This window comes from Halodesulfovibrio oceani subsp. galateae, assembly GCF_055397225.1.
In genome coordinates this window covers 1,810,529-1,832,569 of record NZ_AP042453.1, presented here as the reverse complement: position 1 = coordinate 1,832,569, position 22,041 = coordinate 1,810,529, and the positions used below count along the sequence as shown (strand labels likewise).

Here is a 22,041-nt window from a genome sequence, read left to right as displayed (position 1 = left end):
AGTGTTTAGGGGAATCTTCTCTTACTGGCAAGAGGAAATGTATAAAATCACGTTAAAATTCTATTCCCTTTTGTGCCGGAATGCCTGCTTTATAATGATGCTTAATTTCTGTCATCTCAGTAACAAGGTCTGCTTCATCAATAAGCCATTGCGGAGCATTTCTACCTGAAAGAACTAAGTGGGTGTCGTTATTCCTTGCTAGTGCTACTAATTCTTCCAGCTCTTCACGTGTAATCAGCTTGGAGGAAAGAGCGTAGAGTGCTTCGTCGAGAATAAGCATATCAACGTCCAGAATACGTTCTTTTGCCCACCATATAAGTTTTTCAGAACTTGCCCGATGTTTTGGGAATTGTTCCGGCTTGGTCAAAAAGCCATCGCCCGGTGCAAAAAAAAGATCGCCCAATAGCTTGCGCAGCATGTACTGTTCGCCAGCCTGATTGTCCCGCTTCATAAATTGACCGAATGCCACAGTGTGTTCCTGTCCCAGGGCGCGAATGGCCTGACCGACAGATGCTGTTGTTTTTCCCTTACCGTTTCCGGTATTAACGAGAATCATGAGTACTCCATACGCCTGCTATATGTGCTTTACAGGACGGACAGTTAGAATAATCGTTTTTGGCTGCCGTGTACCCTTTGCGGTGTATGACGGTGCAACCACACGAAGGGCATTGTGTGTCACGCCCGTTGTGTCCTTGGATGTTTCCTACGTACACATAATTGAGACCGGCTTTTTTGCCAATAGCTGCGGCCTGTTCTAAAGTTTCTATTGGAGTCGCAATGTGGTCTAGCATTTTATATGTTGGATGAAATCGGGTGATGTGCCACGGGGTGTCACTGCCGAGTTCGTCATTAATAAAACAGGCAAGGGTTTCGAGTTCTTCCTTGGCATCATTTTCTTTTGGTACAAGCAGGGTTGCTACTTCCAGCCACCAACCCATTTGACGAATAGTTTTTAAATTGCGCAGGACTGGACGAATATGTGCTCCGCAAATGTTGTGATAGAAGGATTCTGTGGCGGCTTTAAGATCTATATTGCAGGCGTGAATAAGGTCTTTTAGTTCTGCAAGGCATTCAGGTGATTGAAACCCATTGGATACCAGAACGTTTTTCAATCCGTGATCAATAGCAAGTTTTGCTGTTTCGACCACGAGTTCGAAAAAGACAGTTGGTTCTGAATACGTGTACGAAATGGACTTCGCGCCAGATTCAAGTGCCAGTGCCACAATCTGTTCTGGTCTGGTAAGTTGCCCTGTAATGTCACCTGTTAGTCGAGGCGTTGTTGAGAGTGAATAGTTTTGGCAAAATGAACACGCCAAGTTGCATCCTACAGTCCCGAATGAAAATGTGTTGGTCCCGGGTAGGAAATGATACAAAGGTTTTTTTTCAATAGGATCTAAATTTGCGGCTGCTACTCTGTCGTACACAAGGGTGTACAGCTTGCCGTTAACGTTCTTGCGAACACCGCAGATGCCGATATTGTCCGGCTTAATTTTGCAAAAGTGGCTGCATAGTCTGCACTGAACATTGGTAGGCGCAGAACCGTCTGATTCACCTAAGGGTCTCCATAGTTTGGCAGGATGCATAGTCACCTACTTTTTGTAATTTGAAATGTCCGGTTTCAGCTCAATAATGATTGGATACTGACCGTTAGTGTACTTGTTACAATCTTCTTCTTTTTGTTTTTCTGGCTTCACTCGAATGATTCTATCACCACTGCGAGACTCTTCTTTGATAATAATGCCGGAAGAGTCCGTGCCAATAACTTTATCCTTTCTGTGAACGTTAGGATACTTTTTGGCAAAAGTGAGAGAAGGTGTAAGCACTATTACACATATTGAGGCTGTAAAAAACATGTATAGCGCGCCTTTTATGGTGAATGAAGAATTCGTTGTAATGGGGGTGCGGTGCATGAGTTTCTCCCTTGCTCTTTATTTCGTAAAAGCCTATGTACGGGCTTCCCGAAGGATCTTGTTATCATACTAGTATCAAGGAGCAGATAATGTCTGAAGATCGTTCAAGAGCGTATACCGAAGCAGGTGTTGATATTAATGCAGGAAACGCCCTTGTTGATAGAATTAAGCACGTTGTAGCTGATACCCATACGAAAGGTGTCCTTTCGGATATTGGCGGCTTCGGTGGCTTATTCAAACCGGATCTGTCGGGTATGGAAGAGCCAGTACTCGTGTCCGGAACCGATGGTGTTGGAACTAAGCTCAAGTTAGCCTTCATGTTCGACAAGCATGATACTGTAGGTATCGACCTTGTTGCCATGAGCGTTAATGATATTCTGGTTCAGGGTGCAAAGCCACTCTTTTTCCTTGATTATTTCGCCACAGGTAAACTCGATGTGGATAAAGCCGAGCAGGTAGTAGCGGGCGTTGCGGCAGGTTGCCGTAAGTCTAAAATGGCACTGCTGGGCGGTGAGACCGCAGAAATGGCGGATATGTATGAAGAAGGCGAGTACGACCTTGCTGGATTCTGTGTTGGTATTGTAGACAATGCTAACATTGTAGACGGATCAGATGTTCGTGTCGGCGATGCGATTATTGGTCTTGGTTCTACCGGTGTCCATTCTAATGGATACACTCTCGTACGTAAAATTTTTGAAGAAAGTGGACTTTCCGGCGACGATATGATGCCGGGTACAGAAGAGCCCGTTTCTGAAGTTTTGCTTAAACCAACCGCAATTTATACAGAAACTGTAGGCGTGCTCATGAGAGACTTCAATCTCAAGGGTATGGTACATGTGACCGGCGGTGGTTTCTACGATAACATTCCACGTGTGCTTCCAAAGTCCGTACGTGCGTCTATCTCTTTTGGTTCATGGGATATTCTTCCAGTGTTTAACTGGTTGAAAGAACAGGGCGAATTGAGCTGGCCGGAAATGCTGCAGATTTTTAACTGTGGTATCGGATATGCGATTATTGTCAGTGCTCAAGAGAAGGATGAAGTTATGTCCCGTCTTGAAGCAATGAATCAGGATGCATGGGTTATCGGCAGCATTGAAAAGCGCGATGATCTGGAAGCAGAACAGGTTAATATAGTTTTTGCATAAGCAATGTTAGCTTTTTAGCTATTGCAATAAAGGCCGGACTCCTTTTAGGTGTCCGGCCTTTTTCTGTGTATATAACTCTGGTGTTTTACAGCCCGATACAGTACATTTGGACAACTGAAATTGTAAGGCATACAGTAGATTCAATATGATAAAACAAAAATTAGTTCTTGTTGGTATAGCGTTAGCGACTGTGCTTATGTTTAGTTCGCTTGTTCAGGCTCGAGTTGCGCAATCTGTCTGGTATGAATCAGTTCCTGATGGTGCTGAGGAAGGCGCGTATACAGTTCGATCTCGTTCTGTTGCGTTACAGAGAGTATTTGTAAATGCTGTGTTTGACGAATCGCTTGAAATTATAGGTTATCCCATTACGGATGTCCGAAAAGAAGAGCTGCGTAAGTTTCTGGCTCCGAAAGCAAAAACATATGTTTTAAGCTATCGGGAGTTGGGTTCTACGCATATGGCGGATGGATACGGACAGGAAATGTCCGTGGAAGTTTCTGTAAACCGTTCTTCATTAACATCTGTGATAAAGCGTCTTGGTTTCTTTAACACCAAGACTACCCCTGTTGTGTATAACCCACAGTACTCCGGTGTACAGAGTGAGACATGGGAACAGTTAGGACGTCTTCACCAGTTGTATGGTTTGCGTCCGGACTACAATTCCTCGCTTATTCTAGTAATGAATACCGTTGGAAATAAGTGGGAGCTGTCTTTACAGGGAGCAGGTGCCCCTATATCTGCTGAGTCCAAAGATTTGGATGCAGCTTGGTATAGTGTGTGGGGACAATATTTTTCACAAAGTTCAAACCCGCAACCTGTGGGGAATGCCCAACGCGGTGTTCTTCAAGTTCGGGGTTGGTTATTCCCTGACGGAGTCGAAGCCTTCGACAGGGTGCTGAGAGGTTGGGTAGGCTCTGCTGCCGGCGCACGATTAGAGGCGGTGGTGGTTCAGTCAGACTCGGTGTCAGCACGCTGGGTCGTGGAATCCAAAAATATTGATCTGGTTCTTTCAAAATTATCTGAGTACGTAAATGGACGCGGGCTGACATACGAGTTTCAGCCAGCTGCCGAGTAGGCTCTTTTAAATACAAAAATCCCGAAGTACTGAGTACTTCGGGATTTTTTGTAAGCTTAAAAACAGCTTGCTAGTCTTCGTCTTTCTTCTTTTCGGAAGATGGAGTGACATCGATTTCATCAGGCTCGGTAGTCGCCTTTTTGAAATTTTTAATGGCACGGCCAAGTCCGCCACCGATCTCAGGAAGCTTATTCGCTCCGAAGACGAGCAGGACGAGGACAAGAATAACTAATAATTCTGGAATACCGATACCGAACATAGTTCCCTCCATAGGATATGAAGCCGCTATACACACGGGGGCCAGCAAGGTCAAGGGGTTGTTCTCGTGCTGTTTCCCGTAATATGTCGAATAACAAACGGAAAAACGGCAGTACTCCGTTTGTTAAGTTTTTAAGAAAAGAGGAAGTGTTAAAATGGAACGTATTGTTATTATAAGTTCTGGTCTTGCAGGTGCAAAGACCGCTGCGCGCATTAAAAGGCAGGCTCCGTCTGCTGAGGTAAACCTACTTGTTCCTATTGAAGTTGAAGAAGGTTCCAAAGAGGGTGTATTTGGAAAATGCAACCCTATGGTACACGTTTCATCTGTTTTGCTTGATGCTAAACAGCTTAGCGTGCTTCCGATGGCTTCCATGGAATTAGATTTTGAAAACAAAACCGTTCACGCTTCTTCCCCGCAGGGCAGTATTCCAATCCGCTACACTACGCTGATTATGGAAATTGATGCGGCACCAAGATTGCCTCGTGCTATTCGTGGAGCACAGAATGTTATTCCTTGGCCGCTTGAGCAGGCAGGTCTCGTGGACGAATGGCTGGAAAGCTACAAGCCGAAGACTGCTGTAGTCTACGGCGGCGCTCATGCAATGTCCCTTATAGATCCGCTTGTTGCTGCTGGCGTATCTGTAACGTGGGCTCGCTCCGAATGTGCAGAGTTTGATCCGGAATTCTGGCATGTGGTGAGCAACAAGGTTGAAACTGGTGCAGAGGGTAAAGTTCGTGTTGTCCCTATGACAGAGACGGCAGTGACTCCGGAATTAAACGCAGAAGGTGATGTTCGTGCATTAGCCTGCGGTTCTGAAGTTGTTGAAGGCGATGTTTTCTTCTGGGCCGATACTCCTCGTGCTGTGCATCCAATTATTGCAGAGCAGGGCATTGACCTTGATCCTTCCGGTTTCATCTCGGTTAATGAAGATTTTTCATGCGGACTTGATGGGGTACATCTTTTCGGTTCAGCTGTTGCTGTTAAACGTAGTGAAGTGGCTGGGAAGTCAAATGCTCCTTTCGAAGCGAGCTCTGTGGATTCCCTTATCGCTCAGGGACGTGTGCTAAGTGCTATTGCACTGGAACAGCCGGTAACATGGACTGGCAGTTGTGCTACATCCCGCTATCAGGCGGCAGACTGCGTTGTTTTCCGTACCGGTCTTACTCAGAATGAAGCAACTGTTGCTGGTTACGAGCCGGAGTTCGTTATGTTTGACGCAGCTCCAGTTCTTGCGGGTATTGATGCTAAAGCTGTTGTAAAGATGGTCTGTGACAAGGCGACTGGCGTTGTGCTTGGCGCACAGGTTTGCGGCGCACTTGATGCCGGTTGGATAGACGGCGTAGCCGCGGGTACAGCAGTAGCACTTGCCAGCAATATGACCGTACAGGCGCTTTCCTGCGTTGATATGGCCGCTGGCGGCATGATGTTGAATAAGGCTGCTTCAATGCTTTCTAACAAGCTTGAAGAGCGTATTTTCGGTATTTCACCTGACGAGTTGATTGCTTCACGTGAGGCAGGGGCTAAGTTCTTCATTCTTGATCTGCGTGACCAGATTGCATGGCGCAACGGACATATCGAAGATGCTTACAATATCCCGTTCACTCAGCTTAAAAAGCGTTTGCAGGACGAAGTTCCGCGCTTTACCCCATTGGTGATTGTAAGCCATAACTCTGATATTCCGTATTCCATAGCCTGTTACCTTTATGGTCTCGGCGCAAAAAGCCTTTATGTACTTGATGGCGGCATGGAATTATGGCCGTACGATCTCGTTAAAGGATAATTTATGGTCGCTCAGGTTCAAAAATTACCCGGAATAAACTGTGCTTTTTATCAACAGGGGCATTGCCTGTATGAAGAGCATGTGAATCCCGGAGATCACATTGAATGGACGTGTTCTGAGATTACTCGTTTTCTGCAGGCATACGATGAGTTCGTTGACCGGGCGGATCGGTTTTCTCTGGATGATGATCAGGCTGCAACTTTGTGGGATGTCCACGAGGCCGAGCTGCCTCCGGCGGGTACACTCTGTTCTGAATATTGTTCAGACGCGTGTAAGCAATGTGCGAATGATAGCAATCTTACAGACTGCTGTTATGAATTGAACCTGATTTGTGTATTGACTTTACCTGTTTGTACCGGCGTTTGCCGCCGGTACAAACATTCTCAAACCTCTGGAGCAGTCTCTGGCTGTTCACGATAATTAGGTGACTTAATGAGCGCATCTGAATCGAAAAAAGTTACTCTTGTTATTCCGGCAGTCCAGCCACAGCACGTGGCAACTGCGCTACCTGAGGGAGTGCTATTTTGCTCGCCTGGGCTGCGTGAAGCTACCGGTGCCTCCTTTTTTGTATCTCCGGAACTTCCGATGAGTCCGGCGGATGCACGCGGCCAGTTGCATGAGTTGCTTCAATACGGGTTCTCATTTCGCAGTGCCCGCGACATGTCCGGTGTGGTGCTCGCGGAGAAGTCTGCAAAAAAAGAGACTCCCAAACCACTGGCAGACGAATTTGCAGACCTTGATGCCTTTGTCGCGACAGGTTCTTTCACACCGGCAAAGAAAGATGAGCCTGTTGTGGATATGGCACTGCAGGTGCGTATTGCAGCACAAAAAACATTACTGCTTGCATGGGACATGGAAAGCCGTGTGGCTGAGCTTGCAGCGTTAAAAGACAAATTTACAGCATCCAGCGCCAACATGGATGCAATTCTTGGTATCACTGATGAGGATGACCTGGAAGAACTCCCGGGGATTGATCCTAAGGCAACCTTGTCAGGAGATGTGGAAGAAGATTTAGGGGTGCCGTGGCGTGCTGTAGCAAGTGCAATCGTTGAGTTTGCACCGGAGCACGCTCGGTTTATTGCGGTAAAGAAAGAACTTGTGGATGTACTTACCGAATTTGGTAAGGATATCACTCCAGATTCTGTAGATGTTGAAGAGTACGGATTTTCACTTTCCAAAGAAAATGGTTGGAAGCTTTACTCTGTAACGGCATATGCATTATTGGGACACACACGTGCGCCGGAAGGCAGAGAGAATCTGAATCGCACATTAGAAATTTTTACAGTAGCGTAACGGACTAATAGCAAAAAAGAATTTACCTGCAATCAGTAAGGGATTTACATCGAAAAAACGTAATAGAGTAGCTGTTGTGATTTGGTATTTATCTAATGATGTCAGATTCTCACATACTTCTAAGTATATTTTGATCTAGTGTTTTTTCGAGCCGTAATTTTCTCTATAACCACAGCATGATTTTGTTGCAAAATGGTGGCAGGGTGCACAGGTTAGCTTGCAGATTTCAAATTTTTGCTGTCAGTCATAAAGATGCGCGAAGAGCGGACGTAACGAGAATGAATTTTACGCCAGAATTATTAGACGACATGTTCCCGAACGGGCTTGGTGGTCTTATCTTTGATTGTGACGGAGTGATGTTTGACACACGTGCCTGTAATATTGGATACTATAATCAGGTACTTGATGTTTTAGGTATGCCTCCGTTGACCGCCGAACAGGAAGATGTGGCGCATTATTCCTCAGTGATGGGATTCTATGAAGCCATAGTGCCGAAAGAAAAGCATCATCTGATTCCTGCGGCACAAAAGCAGGTTAATTACATTAAGACTGTCCTACCGCTTATGACGCCGGAACTCGGCTTGTATGAGCTTTTAGAGACGGCTGTAGAGCTTGGTATTAAGCTTGCGGTATTTACAAACCGTTCTAACACTATGGAAATGGTACTAGAACAGCATGATATGAATGAGTTCTTTCATCCTGTGATGACTGCTGCTAAGGTGGAGAGCAAGCCACACCCTGAGGGCGCACTTGAAATTATGAAAGTGTGGGACGAAACTTCTGACAGGGTTGTATTCATTGGTGACAGTATCGTCGATGAAGAAGCAGCAAAAAGAGCCGGAATTCCATTTTGGGCGTATAAAAACGCTAAGTTACGTGGAATTCATATCGATGATTTTGATAGAGTTAAGGAAACACTTATCGAGTGGTGTAACCAGCCTAAATTATAGACTTGTTACAAAAAAATAAAAAAAATTGCCAATTTCGTAATTTTTTACTTGATAAGTAATCCGTCATAATGGTTAAGTAGAACTTAGTGGAACTCCCCGAGGTACTTTATCTCGGACGTGTAACCGGAGGCTTAATGGAGATTGTTGCTATGAATTTTATAGTAGGGATTGCTGAAGTTTTAAATGCAGTCTTAAGTATATATTTTTGGGTCGTTATCATTTCTGCACTTCTATCATGGGTCAATCCTGATCCGTACAACCCAATCGTGCGTATGTTACATAACCTTACAGAACCGGCATTTTACCGCATTCGTAAGTGGTTGCCGTTTACCTATTTCAACGGGCTAGATCTATCTCCCGTTGTATTGTTGCTTGCAATTCAGTTTGTACAGATTTTTGTTATCCGTTCCATGTACCAACTTGCCGGAGCTATTCACTAGCCTGGCAGTCTCTGTCAGAGCCAACCACGCGCCTGACAGCGACGTGGTTGGAGACGAAAAAAGAGGCTGCTTTATCACCATGAAGGCAGCAGGATGTAAAAACCTGACGAATATTCGCAGCAGGAGAGTTGGAAAAAGTAGAAAAATTAACCTACAAAATCGATTAAGCACAAAAAAAAGCTCAAAAGTAACGCTTGGAGAATGCTGTTACGAGTGTCCTTACACTCTGACAATATAAATGAATCCCGTTACGCGTGATGTGACGGTATTCGATCCCTATGGGTAGTTTTTAACCAAGAAAGCTACCGATAACCTCCAAAAAAGGAGAAGCAATCATGGAAGTACGTGACGTAGAATTACTCGAGAAACACTTGCCCCATGATGATACCCTCAAGGCGCTTTGGGATGAGCACGTCTTATTTGAAAAGCAGTTAGATCAACTTGAGAGCAAATCAATTTTAACCTCACAAGAAAAAGTTTCTTTGCGTGAGCTTAAGAAACAGAAATTAGACGGTAAAACTAAGATTCAAATAATGCTTGATCGATACAGGGAATTGGAGATGTAAATGGAGTATTCTGGGGCCAGAATCCTGTTAGAAAGTTTAAAAAAAGAGAATGTTGACGTTCTCTTCGGGTATCCGGGCGGTGCGGTTCTTGATATTTATCACGAACTGTCCAATCACCACGATTTGAAACACGTGCTGGTTCGCCACGAACAGGGTGCAGTACACGCAGCTGATGGATTTGCAAGAGCTACCGGCAAAGTCGGTGTATGCCTTGTAACATCAGGACCGGGAGCAACAAACACTGTTACCGGTATTGCAACTGCGTATGCTGACTCTATTCCGTTAGTGGTTCTAACAGGTCAGGTTCCAACTCCTCTTATTGGAAACGATGCTTTCCAAGAGGTTGATATTGTAGGAATAACACGTCCTTGCACCAAGCATAACTACTTGGTGCAAGACGTGTCTCAACTTGCAGCAACTATCAAGGAAGCATTTCACGTGGCTCGTTCCGGTAGACCGGGACCAGTTCTCGTTGACATTCCAAAGGATGTTCAGAACCAGATGCACGCGTTCCATTATCCGGAACGTATTAAGATGCGTAGTTATAACCCAACGTATAAGCCGAACAACAACCAGGTTCGACGGGCAATTGAGCTTTTAAGCGAAGCAAAACGTCCGTTAATTTTTGCTGGTGGCGGCGTTATTTCCTCTAATTCTGCTGAAGAATTGGGAACACTTGCTCGCTCAATGCAGGTGCCGGTAACAGGTACCCTTATGGGGTTAGGCGCGTTTCCGGGAGATGATCCGTTGTGGCTTGGTATGGTCGGCATGCACGGCACGTACCCAGCGAACAAGGCTGTGAGTAATGCAGATGTTATCTTAGCTGTGGGAGCACGCTTTGATGACAGGGTTACAGGTAAACTTTCTTCGTTCGCGGCAGCGGCAAAGATTATTCATATTGATATTGACCCGACATCCATTCGGAAAAATGTTGAAGTTGAAGTACCGATAGTAGGGGACTGCAAACTTGCTTTGCAGGGTCTTGTTAAGGTTCAGCAGACAGAATTCGCCGATGTTGATTGGGCGGCTCAGTATCACGATTGGAATGAGCAGATCAAAGAGTGGGCTGATACGCACCCAGTGCGATACCACAAAGAGGACTCTTTGAAGCCGCAGCATGTTGTTGAAACGATTTTTGAGCTGACCAAAGGTGATGCCATCATCAGTACTGAAGTTGGGCAGAACCAGATGTGGACAGCACAGTTCTATCAGTTCCGTCAGCCGAGAACTTTGCTGACATCAGGCGGTCTTGGAACAATGGGGTATGGTTTTCCTGCTGCCATTGGTGCACAGATGGCCTTCCCTGATAAACTGGTAATTGATATTGCTGGTGACGGGTCTATTCAGATGAATAGTCAGGAGCTTATGACTGCTGTAAGCCATAAATTGCCAGTTAAAATTGTTGTGTTGAATAACTGTTTCCTCGGAATGGTTCGCCAGTGGCAAGAACTGTTCTATGATAGAAACTACTGTTCAACATGCATGGATGCACAGCCTGATTTTGTTAAGCTTGCTGAAGCGTACGGTGCGGAAGGGTACAGAGTAACTGACCCTGCTAAACTGAAAGAAACGCTGAAAGCTGCTTTTGAATCACCACTTCCATGTATTGTGGATGTGCGTGTAGAGGCAGAAGAGAATGTGTACCCAATGGTTCCTGCTGGAGCCTCTCTTGAAGAAATGTTGCTGGTGTAGGGGATAGCGTTATGAGACATGTATTATCCGTACTTGTAGAAAACGAACCGGGCGTTTTATCCCGTATTTCCGGCTTGTTCAGTGGACGTGGTTTTAACCTCGATTCTCTGAATGTAGCACCAGTACTTGAAGAGGGTGTATCTTTGATGACCGTTGTAACACGCGGTGATCAGCAGATTATTGAGCAAATTGTTAAGCAATTGCGCAAGCTTGTTACAGTCATTAAAGTGACTGATATGCAGGACAGCACAACTGTAGAGCGCGAGATGGCGTTGATTAAACTCAATGCAACTGAATCTAGCCGCGCAGAAATTCTACGTATTGTAGATATTTTTAGATGCAAAGTCGTTGATGTCAGCCTAGATGAACTAACGCTGGAAGTCATTGGCGATCATGGTAAAGTAGAGGCTGTCATTGCACTACTAGACCGTTTTGGCATTAAAGAAATCGCACGCACTGGTACCGTCGCACTACGACGCTCCATGCAACCTGAAAAATAAGAATCATTCGCTTGGCATGCCCCCGCTTGTGATTTTCCTCAGGCGGGGGTTTTTATATATAACTACAACCTAAACGTATGTTCCGTGTAAAGCACGGCAGGGAGTGGAGATGAAGGTTTATTACGAACAGGACACCAACTTGGAACTCCTGAAAGATCAGACTGTAGCAATCATTGGCTACGGTAGCCAGGGGCATGCACATGCTCAGAACCTTCGCGAGTCTGGTATTAATGTTGTTGTCGGGCAGCGCCCTGGCGGAGCAAACTATGACTTAGCAAAATCTGACGGCTTTGAGCCGATGTCTGCTGCAGATGCATCTGCACAGGCAGATATCATCATGATTCTACTCCCGGATCAGTACCAGTCTACTGTCTTTGAGAACGACATTAAGCCGAACCTCAAAGCTGGTAACTCACTTGTCTTTGCACATGGCTTTAATATTCATTTTGCTCAGATCGTAGCCCCGAAAGACGTTGATGTTTTCATGGTTGCCCCTAAAGGCCCAGGCCATCTCGTACGCCGTACCTACACCGAGGGTGGTGGCGTTCCTTGTTTGTTTGCAGTCCACCAAGACGCATCAGGCAAAGCACAGGAGAAGGCTTTAGCTTACGCTGAAGGCATTGGCGGCGCACGTTCCGGCATTATCGAAACAACTTTTGCTGAAGAGACAGAAACTGACCTCTTTGGTGAACAGGCTGTTCTTTGTGGCGGTATTTCCGCACTTATTAAAGCTGGTTTTGAAACTCTTTGCGAAGCTGGCTACCAGCCAGAAATCGCTTACTTTGAGTGTCTGCACGAGACAAAACTGATCGTAGACCTGTTGTATGAAGGTGGTCTTGCCAACATGCGCAACTCCATCTCTGATACTGCAGAGTATGGTGATTATGTAACAGGCCCTCGCATTATCACCGAGGAAACCAAAAAAGAAATGAAACGAGTTCTGGAAGATATCCAACAGGGTCGTTTTGCACGTGACTTCATTCTTGAGTCTCAGGCAAACTACCCATTCTTCTCTGCTACTCGTCGTATCGAAGCTGCTCATCAGATCGAAGAAGTTGGCGGACGCCTGCGTGGCATGATGCCTTGGCTTCAGAAATAAGCAGTCTTATAATAAAAAAAAGCCGCACCTCGTGCGGCTTTTTTTATGCCATCTGCTAACCGCCATCTGCTAACCGCCATCTGCTAACCGCCATCTGCTAACCGCCATCTGCTAACCGCCATCTGCTAACCGCCATCTGCTAACCGCCATCTGCTAACCGCCATCTGCTAACCGCCATCTGCTAACCGCCATCTGCTAACCGCCATCTGCTAACCGCCATCTGCTAACCGCCATCTGCTAACCGCCATCTGCTAACCGCCATCTGCTAACGATGGGGTATGATCTTCTTAACGAGGTAACATGCCTTGCTTTTGGATCACCTTCGCAAAAGATTCGCATTGTATTGATTAAGTATCGCTTTTCTTGACTGAACAGATTGGAAAAATTATCTTTTCTGAAGTTGTTTCGGAAGATGTTTTATGTCCGTTTTAATTGAAGTCTAGGTAAGGATGTTGCCATAATGTTTAGTCATTTTTCAAAATATACTCGTCCAGAGCCAAAGCGTAGCGCACTTATTACTATTGATTTACAAAATGACTTTGTCCTCCCCGGAGCACCAGCGGAAGGTGTGGGGGCAGCGCGTGCTGCAACTATGACAGGCAAGATGGTGCAATATTATCGCGAGCACGATCTACCTATTATTCATGTGGTTCGAGTTTACTCTGCTAAAGATAATGCTGTTAAAGTAGATGTGAGTCGACGTGAAGCAATAGAGAACGGCTTACAACTGGTCCTAGCGGGGACAGATGGGATGCAGCCGGTGGCTGAGATAATCCCTGAAGGTGTCGTTGCAGACGGTGAATTGCTTTTGACTGGTGAATCGCAGTTTATCTCAAAGAATGAACAAATTTTATATAAACCACGTTGGGGTTGTTTTTATGAAACCCAACTTGATGCGATGTTGCGAGAACGAGGCGTTACTACAGCTGTAATTGCTGGAACTTGGTTTGCAAACTGTGTTCGCACCACAATTTATGAGGCAACAGCCCGTGATTACCGTACTGTTGCTCTGCGTGATGCAATCGCCGGAATACATCCAGACGGCGAAGCAGATCTTACAAAAATTCAATGTGGTGTGTGTGACTGTTCTGACTGGTTGGCTTTGATGTGTGAGAAAGCAGTCAGTTAGTCTAGAATAGAGCGGCTAGAGAACGACACTAAAAAACGTTAAGTCGGCATTCTCGTGTAGAGGAGATCGACTTTTTTATGAAGAAAGGTGGTTATCGACTGTTTCTGAAATATGAAGATGTTGGGCACACGGGGCGGGCTATCTATGACAAAAAAGTGAGCACGGAGCTAACGTTGTAAGGTCATATTGTAGTTGATTAATGTTTGCCCTCTAAGAGTCATCTTATTGGTACTTTTATAGCGAAAGCCAAATTTTTCAAAAAGTGGTACGGCAACCTTACTTACTTCAACATAGAAGGAAGTTATGCCCCTTCCATGAGCTTTTTGAATAAGATGTTCCAATAATCGGCTTCCAATGCCTAACCCTTGATAATCTTTATGTACATACAGGCAATCAATATGACCATCTTCTTCAAGTTCGATGAAGCCTACTAGTACGTTTTGCTTACTAGCTACAAACGGTTGCTTTTTTGTTAGCCTAGACTTCCAAGCTGAATAGTCAGGTGGTGTCGGCGCCCACGCTTCTTTTTCTTCTTCTGAGTAAACTTCAGTTGAGATGGCATGGACAGAATCATGGAAAAGATTTGCTAGTTCCATGGCGTCTGATTCTTTATATGAGCGGATATTCATTCGTTGCCCTAGGTATGTTTCGCCAGTAACCGTAGTTGGGAACATGTTTGAGATATCTTTTTCTGTATATTGGGAAAAAGTAACTATGCACCTTCTTCAATGAGTTGGGCATAAAGATATTCATCGTCCGGGTACTTGATGCCTTTACCCGTAACAATAATGCTTGGTGACATTTGATCAGAGCGGGGATTTGCAAGTTCAAGCACTTCCCATCGGCCATCTTCTTTGCCTACCACAAATTCTTTCTTTTCTTTGTGTGCAATTTTAATTGCGTACAATACAGACTCTTTGAATGTCATGGTAGATACTCCTATGCGTATAAAAAAAAGCGGCTTCTTACGAAGCCGCTTTGGTTATTTTTACCTATCAGACTAGCTGCTGCAACCGCCGCCACAACCGCTGCAGCCTCCGCCACCACCAAGTGGATTTGCGGACTCAATTACAAAGCCCTCGTAGCGGATGTCTACAGTAAGAGCACCTGTTTTGTCGAGCAGTTCCTTGTTGATACAAAAAGTGTATGGATCAGCAGGAAGAACTGTGTCGTCGTCGTTAGGCTCATCCATTGCTAGCGCAAGGTTTGGGCCGCTACAACCGCCGGGTGCAAGGTATATACGTATGGATGCAAGTTCTCTATCTTCAAAATGTGCATCGAGTGATTTTCGAGCGTCGTTAGTTACTGTGAACATAGTGTGTGTTCCTCCGAGTTTTATATGGAGAAGCATACCTGTCAGGGCGGAAAAAAGTCAAACAGATGTGTAACAGATAGATAAGTCTCGAAACTTCTCCTTGTTACTATCAGTTCTTTTTATAGATAAGGCACAAAAAAAGGCGGCTTCAAAAATGAAGTCGCCTTTAATAAGCTAAGCTCGTCTAGCCACAAGAACCACTGGAGCAACTGCCGCAAGAGCTGCCGCCGCCAAGAGGGTTCTCAGACTCTACAACAAAGCCCATGTAAGAAAGGTCGATGGTAATTTTACCAGACTTTTCAATGAGGTCTTTATTGATGCAGAAAGTGAAATCTTTCTCTTCAAATACGGAATCTTCTTCGTTTGGCTCATCCAGAGCCAATGCCAATTTTGGGCCGCTTCAGCCGCCCGGAGCCAGATAGATGCGGATAGGAGATTTGTCCTTATCTGCAAAGTACGCCGCAAGTTCTTTATGGGCGTTTTCAGTCAATGTAAACATTGAATTTCCTCCACTAGGTTGTTCATATCAAGTAAAGACAGTTATTAGCTTTGTCAATAGAAATGGAGCCCGCGTATCAGAGTTTCAGATGTGTTAAGTCTGGCTCTCTACGGGTGTTTAAGCATACCTTGCTGTGTTTTCGAAGCCTTCCCAAACGGGTAGGCTGGTGAGTCGATTTTCAGTATCTCATAGTACCACAGACAAGGCTTTTAGTAACCGCTACGAATGTACTAGTTCAAAAGGGTACCGTTCCGGTTGTCAACTGCTTAGGATTCAATAAGTAAGTTCGTGGCACTTAAAGTCAACCGGTAGCCATTGATAATAAAAAAACGATAAAACTCCCATGACATAGGTCACAGAATGCACGTAGATGATGTTTCTTTTATGAAAGAAAAAAGATATTATGCACGGTATTAGTTCCTCGTGGAAAAAAGCAGAGCAAAGGACATAAATATGGGAAACGTTAAAACTGTTATGACTGAAGACGAAGTGCGGCGCACAATCGACCGCCTTGCGTTTCAGGTAATAGAAAATCACGGCGAGTGCGAAGACCTTGTTCTGGTCGGTATCCAGAGAAGGGGCGTTGATATTGCAGCACGGCTTCGTACTGTTCTGAAAGAGCAGCTGGGTAAAACCGTGAAGTTCGGTTCACTGGATATTAACTTATATCGTGATGACTGGACGACGTTGGATGTTCAGCCAATGATCAATAAGACTGATATTCCTGCGGGCGTTGATGGTAAGACTCTGCTGTTAGTAGACGATGTGTTGTTTACAGGCCGAACCATTCGTGCAGCGCTGGAAGCAGTGCTGGATTACGGACGTCCAAGCCGTATTGAATTGATGGTACTTGTAGATCGTGGACATCGTGAGCTCCCTATTCAAGCTAATTATGTGGGCAAGCAGATTGCAACTGCGCGTACTGAACAGGTCGATGTATTGATTGAAGAGATTGATGGTCGAGATGAAGTTTTGCTTAAGCATGCTGAGTAGTATTTAGCACGCAGCTGTTCTCGATTGCAGAACGAATAAAAAAGCCCCGTTTCATTATGAAACGGGGCTTTTTGTTTTCTACTGTGCCTTTCTGTCAGCAATTACAGAGAAGGGCTTCATGTTGTCACAAACTATTTTTCTGCGCCGTTAGACTCAGCTTTGTGACCAAGGGTGAATGCGCTGAAGATAATGGTAAGCACACAACATGCTACCATGGTGATGAATACACCGCGCCATTCGAAGTTGTCAGCAATCCAACCTACACCGGAACCTGCGATTGCAGAACCGAATACGTAGCCGAAGAAACCGGTAAAGCCAGCAGCAGTACCAGCAGCTTTCTTAGGAACGAGGTCGAGAGCGTGAAGGCCGATGATCATGATCGGGCCGTATACGAGGAAGCCGATAGCAACGAGTGCAACATAATCGATCCATTTAGGACCGCTGAGGTTGAACCAGTATACAACAACAAAAACTAAAGTCAGTGACATGAAGAGCATTGTTGCAGGAGCACGTTTGCCCTTAAAGATTTTGTCGGACATCCAACCACACACGAGTGTACCAGGGATAGCAGCGTATTCGAAGAGTGACCATGCAATGGAAGATTCTTTAAAGGAGTACCCTTTAACTTCCTGCAGGTATGTAGGAATCCAGTCAACTACGCCGTAACGCACGAAGTAGCAGAATGCGTTAGCAATAGCGATTGCCCAGAGGTATTTGTTGGTAAGAATATGTTCGAAGAAAATCTCTTTAAAAGTAAAAGTTTCTTCATGTTTCTTAGCATCGTAGCCTTCAGGGTAGTCGTCACGGTATTCTTCAACACTTGGAAGACCACAAGACTGTGGAGTGTCACGCAGGAGAAGGAATACAACGAATGCAAGACCTGCTGCGATAAATGCGTTGAAGTAAAATTTTGCGCCCCAGTCGTTGAACATCATAACACCAAGGAAGGCGAGGTTGGCAACAAGAGCGCCACCGATGTTGTGAGCAACGTTCCAAACAGCAACGGTCATGCCGCGCTCTTTGGTGGAGTACCAGTGAACCATTGTCTTGCCGCAAGGAGGCCAGCCCATGCCCTGAACCCAGCCGTTCAGAGTCATAAGTACTATAAGCAATGTTACACTTTCAAATACCCATTTGTTCAGGCCGGTAAAGGCGAGAATGGCACAGGAAAGAAGCAGGCCACATGGGAGAAAATATTTTGGGTTACTTCTGTCAGAAATAGAACCCATGATGAATTTAGATACACCGTATGCAATAGACAGACCTGTCATTGCAGTACCGAGCATCGCTTTAGAATACTGCGGGTATTCTTTAAGAATATCTGGAATTGCAAGGGCAAAGTTTTTGCGCACAAGGTAGTACGCGGCGTAACCAATGAAAATACCAAGGAAAACTTTCATTTTGTTTCTTTTGTATTCTTCATCGATTCGCTCTTCAGGCACTCGTTCAATGTGCGGTGCCGGCTTGAAGATACCAATCATCCTCTCTCTCCACTTAGTTAAAGTTATAGAGCAGCAATTAATTAACAATAGTTGGCAACTAAAGTGTGCATTAGAATTTTATATCAATGCAGAAGAGGAGCTACTAAAAAAAAACCGATGGTGCAACGCTTTTGTCAACAGTTTGTCACATTGCTGTAACATTTAATTTTTCACAAAAGATGTGTAACCGGATACATCGCGTATGGTGTTCAAAGAATATAGAGGAAAAACAAGGTAAAGTTGTATTGGTATGTGTCATACTTCTGTATTGATGTAGTGAAAACGGTTTCTTTTGTATTGTTGTTAGATGCAAAGAGGATTGTTTTGCTTAAATCTAATTCAAATTTTTCAATTTTGCTTAGGTGTCATTGTAGGAATAGGTTTTATATCCTGCTGTGATAGTAAATGATGCGCTGAGTATTGAATTTCACTCTGCACGAGGAGTGTGGCTGTAGTTTTTTATTGTTACAGTTAGATTTATAAGTGACTCATTGTAACCTCTATTTCCTTAAAACTTATTCATATACGTATCGTGTGTATTCTTTCTTAGTGATGAAGCTTTTGAACATAATTTTTTGGTTATTTGGGTGAAATTAGGTTGCTTCTTGTAATAGAAAAGCACATTGGTCGAAAAAAGGCGCAAAAAAACTCGGCAAATTTTCTGAAGTGTATTCAGTGAATTTGCCGAGTTTTTTGTTCGTGTAGAAGGAAGCTAATTTTTGGAGCGGAGTATTTTCCCAAATGGCTTTTTAACGGAAAGCACCATTATCAGTATAACAAGGCAAAGATGTACGACAGTAATGGTGTTGTGCAGAATAATAGTTTGAAGGGTTTCGCCAGCCACCGGTGAAAGTGGTGGCTTTGATTTCGCGCTATCAATTGCTCTTGAGAGCCACGGTATAAACCAGAGTGTACCGACAGCCATATAGATAATGAGTAACACCCATTTGATGGTAATCCACCAATGCTTAAAAAAGCCCCATGATGTGTAGTAAGAATAGATGATTCCTGTGAAAAAACAGCCTGTTGCACCTGCTCCGATAACAAAAAAATCTATGTAGAACAGACACATATATTTTGCGTACAATTCAGCATGATTCTCGGGATGGAACATACACACAACAATGATGACTGATGTTGAACCGCCGCCCCATAGTGCTGCTGCGAGAACATGGAGCAGTTTAAGCCATCTTCGAAGGGCGGCGTTATCTTTACCTTTTTGTCCTAGCCTTGTGAGTATATTCATATCAGTCCGTGGTGTTTGTGTGCAGATTCTCGTGCATTGCAGCACAGTATGCAGCATTTAACTCATTGCACGTTCCAACGTGCTTTATGCCATGGTTTCCATCCAGCAGGCTGTCGAAGAAAGGAAGTACGTAGTTTCCAGGGATTCCGAATACGGTGTCCACACGGAGTTCCTTATAGTCTGTAGAATATGTAGTCTGATACTGTGATTTTCATGTTCTTCTTCTATATTAAAAATGAGTGGACTTTTTACATCGTAATGCGCCGTAGCAGTGCATTTCATTTTATCAGAATTACAGGGTTTCTATTTTGATTAATCAGTAAGGTTGCGGGGGCGATGCGTGCGGGTGACGTGCTTTATTTTTGAACTGTGAACTGTGAACTGTAGACAGAAGGTTCGGAAAAGAGGGGTGAGAGGAGACAATGATCAAGTAAATATATTGTAGGTGGCCGAAGTATTAAGTTTTTCGATCTACACTCTGTGAACGAATAGCTTTTATCAATTTGTTAATCCCATGTCGTATGTGTATACATAATCATTTCAATTTTAGGAGGTTATGATGAGTGACTCTGCACATAAAGAAATGTGGGAAAATTTAAATTTAGATATTTCTGCACACGATGGTTTATTGGAGGTTCTGGGGAAACTTTACGGGGATATTTACCTTTCACAGGAAAATCGATTGAAGGGTATGGAGTATTTGGACTTTGTTCTTTCAGAAGTCCATGGATTACGGATTAAAGAGATTCAGGATGCAAAAGCGAATGGAAAGAAAGTCATTGGTACTTTTTGCGTGTTTGTTCCAGAAGAGCTGACGCTTGCCGCTAATGCCATTCATGTGGGGCTTTGTTCCGGTGCAGATGCCGGTACAGACGAAGCAGAAAAGATTGTACCGCGTAATACCTGTGCACTTATTAAATCCTTTATCGGATTCAAGCTTGCTCGTATTTGTCCGTATACTGAATCGTGTGATCTTGTTGTTGGTGAAACAACTTGTGACGGAAAGAAAAAAGCATACGAAGCATTCGGAAAGCTTGTGCCGATGCATGTGATGGAAGTTCCGCAGACAAAAACAGCGGATGCGAAGCAGCTCTTTAAATCTGAAGTCCTTCGATACAAAGAAGCATTGGAAGAAATGACCGGCGTAGAAATTACAGTGGAAAATTTACGAAAGTCTATTTTCATTGTGAATGAGAAGCGTAGGGCGCTCCAGAGGCTTTCAGGATTGAGAGCGGCAGATCCTGCACCTATTTCCGGCCGTGATGCTTTACTTATTAATCAGGTATCATTTTATGATGACCCGGAACGATTCACACAGTCCATTAATGCTCTTTGTGACCAGATTGAAGAACGTATTGCACAAGGCGATGGAGTTGTTCCTACAGGTACAAAACGCCTGTTGCTTTCCGGCTGTCCAATGGCAGTGCCGAACTGGAAATTACCATATGTAATGGAAAGTTCTAATGCTGTTATCGTGGGCGAAGAATCTTGCATTGGTTCCCGAAATATTCGTGATCTTGTTGATGAATCTGTCGACACCATCGAAGGAATGGTTGATGCGCTTGTAGATCGTTATATGAAAATTGACTGTGCATGTTTTACCCCGAATGAAGAACGTATGGTTAATGTGGAAAATATGGCTAAAGAATTAAATGCAGATGGTGTGGTTCACTATGCATTGTCATTCTGTCAGCCGTATGCACATGAGGCAATTAAGTTACAGGACGTGTTGTCCCAGAAAGGCATTCCGATGCTGAGTGTGGAAACCGGCTACAGCATGGAAGATGTAGAGCAGCTGAAGACACGAGTGGAAGCATTTGTTGAGATGTTAGACTAGATATGTTCGGTGGAATAGATATAGGCTCGCGGTCTACGGAGTTTGTGTTGCAGAAGGATGGCGACGTTGTACACCGTGCTCAGCTGCCCACAACGTTTTCGCCCTTAGAGCAGTGTAAAAAGCTCCTTAAAGGGCATTCTCCTGACTGCTTAGTGGCAACAGGATATGGGCGGGAGTTAATTAAGACTCTTGAATTACCGTATCAAGTTGGTGCAATAACGGAAATTAAGGCTCATGCTTTAGGTGCTCATGCGTTGTTTCCAGAAGCGTGCACTGTTTTGGATATTGGCGGGCAGGATACAAAGGCCATTTCGCTAAATGCCAAGGGTGGTATTGTTCGGTTTGAGATGAATGACCGTTGCGCTGCGGGTACGGGTAAATTTTTAGAGTATACCGCGAATGTTTTTCAGGTGGAGATTGAAGAATTCGGTGCATATGCATTGCAAGGAAGTAATCCACCGCTGATTAACAGCATGTGCACAGTCTTTGCCGAAACAGAAGCTACCTCACTGATGGCGCAAGGTGTTCGACCTGAGGATATTGCATTGGCATTGCATGCGTCCGTTGTTCGGCGGACAAGCACGATGTTGAAACGGGTCGGTCTTGTTTTTCCTTTGGTTTTTTCTGGTGGTGTGGCGAATAATGGATGCATTCGTAAGCTACTGCATGAAAACTTTGGAAAAAAAGAAACGATCTGTGTTGCTGAAGAGCCGGACATGTGCGGTGCCTTTGGAGCGAGCCTGTGGGCGGAGAAGTGTTACAATGGTTGATAGGCATCTAAAAAATATTTTAAGCTAAATCCATATTGAAATGAAAAATCCCTGTGAACGTA

25 protein-coding genes are annotated in these 22,041 nt (G+C 44.5%); 14 read left to right on the top strand and 11 right to left on the bottom strand.

Annotation, left to right across the window (positions count from 1 at the left end; genetic code table 11):
• Nucleotides 1-52: 52 nt before the first annotated feature.
• The 3 genes from ACZ5V1_RS08110 to ACZ5V1_RS08100 are packed head-to-tail and all read right to left on the bottom strand — an operon-like array spanning nucleotide 53 to nucleotide 1,910.
• The gene (locus tag ACZ5V1_RS08110; RefSeq protein WP_464386660.1) at nucleotides 53-556 is read right to left on the bottom strand and encodes a cob(I)yrinic acid a,c-diamide adenosyltransferase; all 504 of its coding nucleotides are present in this window, start codon (nucleotides 554-556) and stop codon (nucleotides 53-55) included.
• Nucleotides 543-1,583: an AmmeMemoRadiSam system radical SAM enzyme gene (gene amrS, locus ACZ5V1_RS08105; RefSeq protein WP_464391427.1), complete on the bottom strand. Its 1,041-nt coding sequence runs from the start codon at nucleotides 1,581-1,583 to the stop codon at nucleotides 543-545. Before amrS ends, ACZ5V1_RS08110 begins: the two co-directional genes overlap by 14 nt.
• Before the next feature lie 6 nt (nucleotides 1,584-1,589).
• Complete coding sequence (locus ACZ5V1_RS08100) at nucleotides 1,590-1,910, bottom strand: hypothetical protein (RefSeq protein ID WP_464391426.1); 321 nt, start codon at nucleotides 1,908-1,910, stop codon at nucleotides 1,590-1,592.
• 89 nt (nucleotides 1,911-1,999) lie between these two features.
• Between ACZ5V1_RS08100 and purM the strand changes: the two genes are divergently transcribed.
• Both purM and ACZ5V1_RS08090 read left to right on the top strand, forming a co-directional pair.
• Nucleotides 2,000-3,055 carry a phosphoribosylformylglycinamidine cyclo-ligase gene (gene purM, locus ACZ5V1_RS08095; RefSeq protein ID WP_464391425.1) on the top strand — a complete coding sequence of 352 codons (1,056 nt, stop codon included), beginning with the start codon at nucleotides 2,000-2,002 and terminating at the stop codon, nucleotides 3,053-3,055.
• A 145-nt stretch (nucleotides 3,056-3,200) separates the two neighbouring features.
• The gene (locus ACZ5V1_RS08090) at nucleotides 3,201-4,130 is read left to right on the top strand and encodes a hypothetical protein (RefSeq protein WP_160714412.1); all 930 of its coding nucleotides are present in this window, start codon (nucleotides 3,201-3,203) and stop codon (nucleotides 4,128-4,130) included.
• Between the two features lie 70 nt (nucleotides 4,131-4,200).
• Here ACZ5V1_RS08090 and ACZ5V1_RS08085 read toward each other — a convergent pair whose 3' ends face one another.
• Nucleotides 4,201-4,389, bottom strand: coding sequence for a twin-arginine translocase TatA/TatE family subunit (locus ACZ5V1_RS08085; protein WP_464391424.1), 189 nt, complete (start codon nucleotides 4,387-4,389; stop codon nucleotides 4,201-4,203).
• 154 nt (nucleotides 4,390-4,543) lie between these two features.
• Between ACZ5V1_RS08085 and ACZ5V1_RS08080 the strand changes: the two genes are divergently transcribed.
• The 9 genes from ACZ5V1_RS08080 (at nucleotide 4,544) to ACZ5V1_RS08040 (ending at nucleotide 13,838) form a co-directional block, all read left to right on the top strand.
• Complete coding sequence (locus ACZ5V1_RS08080; RefSeq protein WP_464391423.1) at nucleotides 4,544-6,169, top strand: rhodanese-like domain-containing protein; 1,626 nt, start codon at nucleotides 4,544-4,546, stop codon at nucleotides 6,167-6,169.
• 432 nt (nucleotides 6,170-6,601) lie between these two features.
• Nucleotides 6,602-7,462: a hypothetical protein gene (locus ACZ5V1_RS08075; RefSeq protein ID WP_464391422.1), complete on the top strand. Its 861-nt coding sequence runs from the start codon at nucleotides 6,602-6,604 to the stop codon at nucleotides 7,460-7,462.
• Nucleotides 7,463-7,740: 278 nt separating this feature from the next.
• A complete protein-coding gene (locus ACZ5V1_RS08070) occupies nucleotides 7,741-8,412 on the top strand; it encodes an HAD family hydrolase (RefSeq protein ID WP_464391421.1) in 672 nt (223 codons plus the stop codon).
• A gap of 134 nt (nucleotides 8,413-8,546) precedes the next feature.
• A complete protein-coding gene (locus tag ACZ5V1_RS08065) occupies nucleotides 8,547-8,852 on the top strand; it encodes a YggT family protein (protein ID WP_160714400.1) in 306 nt (101 codons plus the stop codon).
• A gap of 335 nt (nucleotides 8,853-9,187) precedes the next feature.
• Entirely contained in the window at nucleotides 9,188-9,418 is a 231-nt protein-coding gene (locus ACZ5V1_RS08060; protein WP_160714398.1) for a DUF465 domain-containing protein, read from the top strand.
• Nucleotides 9,419-11,110 carry a biosynthetic-type acetolactate synthase large subunit gene (gene ilvB / locus ACZ5V1_RS08055; RefSeq protein ID WP_464391420.1) on the top strand — a complete coding sequence of 564 codons (1,692 nt, stop codon included), beginning with the start codon at nucleotides 9,419-9,421 and terminating at the stop codon, nucleotides 11,108-11,110. It abuts the gene before it with no gap.
• Nucleotides 11,111-11,121: 11 nt separating this feature from the next.
• The gene (ilvN, locus tag ACZ5V1_RS08050; RefSeq protein ID WP_160714394.1) at nucleotides 11,122-11,610 is read left to right on the top strand and encodes an acetolactate synthase small subunit; all 489 of its coding nucleotides are present in this window, start codon (nucleotides 11,122-11,124) and stop codon (nucleotides 11,608-11,610) included.
• A gap of 109 nt (nucleotides 11,611-11,719) precedes the next feature.
• Nucleotides 11,720-12,709, top strand: a complete 990-nt coding sequence (gene ilvC / locus ACZ5V1_RS08045; protein WP_160714392.1) for a ketol-acid reductoisomerase — start codon at nucleotides 11,720-11,722, stop codon at nucleotides 12,707-12,709.
• Nucleotides 12,710-13,169: 460 nt separating this feature from the next.
• The gene (locus ACZ5V1_RS08040; protein WP_464391419.1) at nucleotides 13,170-13,838 is read left to right on the top strand and encodes a cysteine hydrolase family protein; all 669 of its coding nucleotides are present in this window, start codon (nucleotides 13,170-13,172) and stop codon (nucleotides 13,836-13,838) included.
• A 167-nt stretch (nucleotides 13,839-14,005) separates the two neighbouring features.
• Here the strand turns inward: ACZ5V1_RS08040 and ACZ5V1_RS08035 are convergent, their stop codons facing one another.
• From ACZ5V1_RS08035 to ACZ5V1_RS08020, 4 genes are all read right to left on the bottom strand, one after another.
• Nucleotides 14,006-14,512: a GNAT family N-acetyltransferase gene (locus tag ACZ5V1_RS08035; protein ID WP_464391418.1), complete on the bottom strand. Its 507-nt coding sequence runs from the start codon at nucleotides 14,510-14,512 to the stop codon at nucleotides 14,006-14,008.
• A 38-nt stretch (nucleotides 14,513-14,550) separates the two neighbouring features.
• A complete protein-coding gene (locus ACZ5V1_RS08030; protein WP_464391417.1) occupies nucleotides 14,551-14,766 on the bottom strand; it encodes a hypothetical protein in 216 nt (71 codons plus the stop codon).
• A gap of 72 nt (nucleotides 14,767-14,838) precedes the next feature.
• Nucleotides 14,839-15,153, bottom strand: a complete 315-nt coding sequence (locus ACZ5V1_RS08025) for an IscA/HesB family protein (RefSeq protein WP_373793635.1) — start codon at nucleotides 15,151-15,153, stop codon at nucleotides 14,839-14,841.
• 184 nt (nucleotides 15,154-15,337) lie between these two features.
• Nucleotides 15,338-15,652 carry an IscA/HesB family protein gene (locus ACZ5V1_RS08020; protein WP_254060442.1) on the bottom strand — a complete coding sequence of 105 codons (315 nt, stop codon included), beginning with the start codon at nucleotides 15,650-15,652 and terminating at the stop codon, nucleotides 15,338-15,340.
• 453 nt (nucleotides 15,653-16,105) lie between these two features.
• Here ACZ5V1_RS08020 and pyrR point away from each other — a divergent pair, with 453 nt between their 5' ends.
• Complete coding sequence (pyrR, locus tag ACZ5V1_RS08015) at nucleotides 16,106-16,645, top strand: bifunctional pyr operon transcriptional regulator/uracil phosphoribosyltransferase PyrR (RefSeq protein WP_464391416.1); 540 nt, start codon at nucleotides 16,106-16,108, stop codon at nucleotides 16,643-16,645.
• Between the two features lie 131 nt (nucleotides 16,646-16,776).
• On the opposite strand, the gene glpT is transcribed toward pyrR, so the two are convergent.
• The 3 genes from glpT to ACZ5V1_RS08000 all read right to left on the bottom strand — a co-directional run bounded on the left by glpT (nucleotide 16,777) and on the right by ACZ5V1_RS08000 (nucleotide 19,535).
• Entirely contained in the window at nucleotides 16,777-18,126 is a 1,350-nt protein-coding gene (glpT, locus tag ACZ5V1_RS08010; RefSeq protein WP_464391415.1) for a glycerol-3-phosphate transporter, read from the bottom strand.
• Nucleotides 18,127-18,838: 712 nt separating this feature from the next.
• Entirely contained in the window at nucleotides 18,839-19,372 is a 534-nt protein-coding gene (locus ACZ5V1_RS08005; RefSeq protein ID WP_464391414.1) for a hypothetical protein, read from the bottom strand.
• A gap of 1 nt (nucleotide 19,373) precedes the next feature.
• Nucleotides 19,374-19,535, bottom strand: coding sequence for a thiamine pyrophosphate-binding protein (locus tag ACZ5V1_RS08000; RefSeq protein ID WP_464391413.1), 162 nt, complete (start codon nucleotides 19,533-19,535; stop codon nucleotides 19,374-19,376).
• Between the two features lie 396 nt (nucleotides 19,536-19,931).
• Here ACZ5V1_RS08000 and ACZ5V1_RS07995 point away from each other — a divergent pair, with 396 nt between their 5' ends.
• A complete protein-coding gene (locus ACZ5V1_RS07995; protein ID WP_464391412.1) occupies nucleotides 19,932-21,209 on the top strand; it encodes a double-cubane-cluster-containing anaerobic reductase in 1,278 nt (425 codons plus the stop codon).
• Nucleotides 21,210-21,211: 2 nt separating this feature from the next.
• Nucleotides 21,212-21,979, top strand: a complete 768-nt coding sequence (locus ACZ5V1_RS07990) for an acyl-CoA dehydratase activase (RefSeq protein ID WP_464391411.1) — start codon at nucleotides 21,212-21,214, stop codon at nucleotides 21,977-21,979.
• Nucleotides 21,980-22,041: the final 62 nt, after the last annotated feature.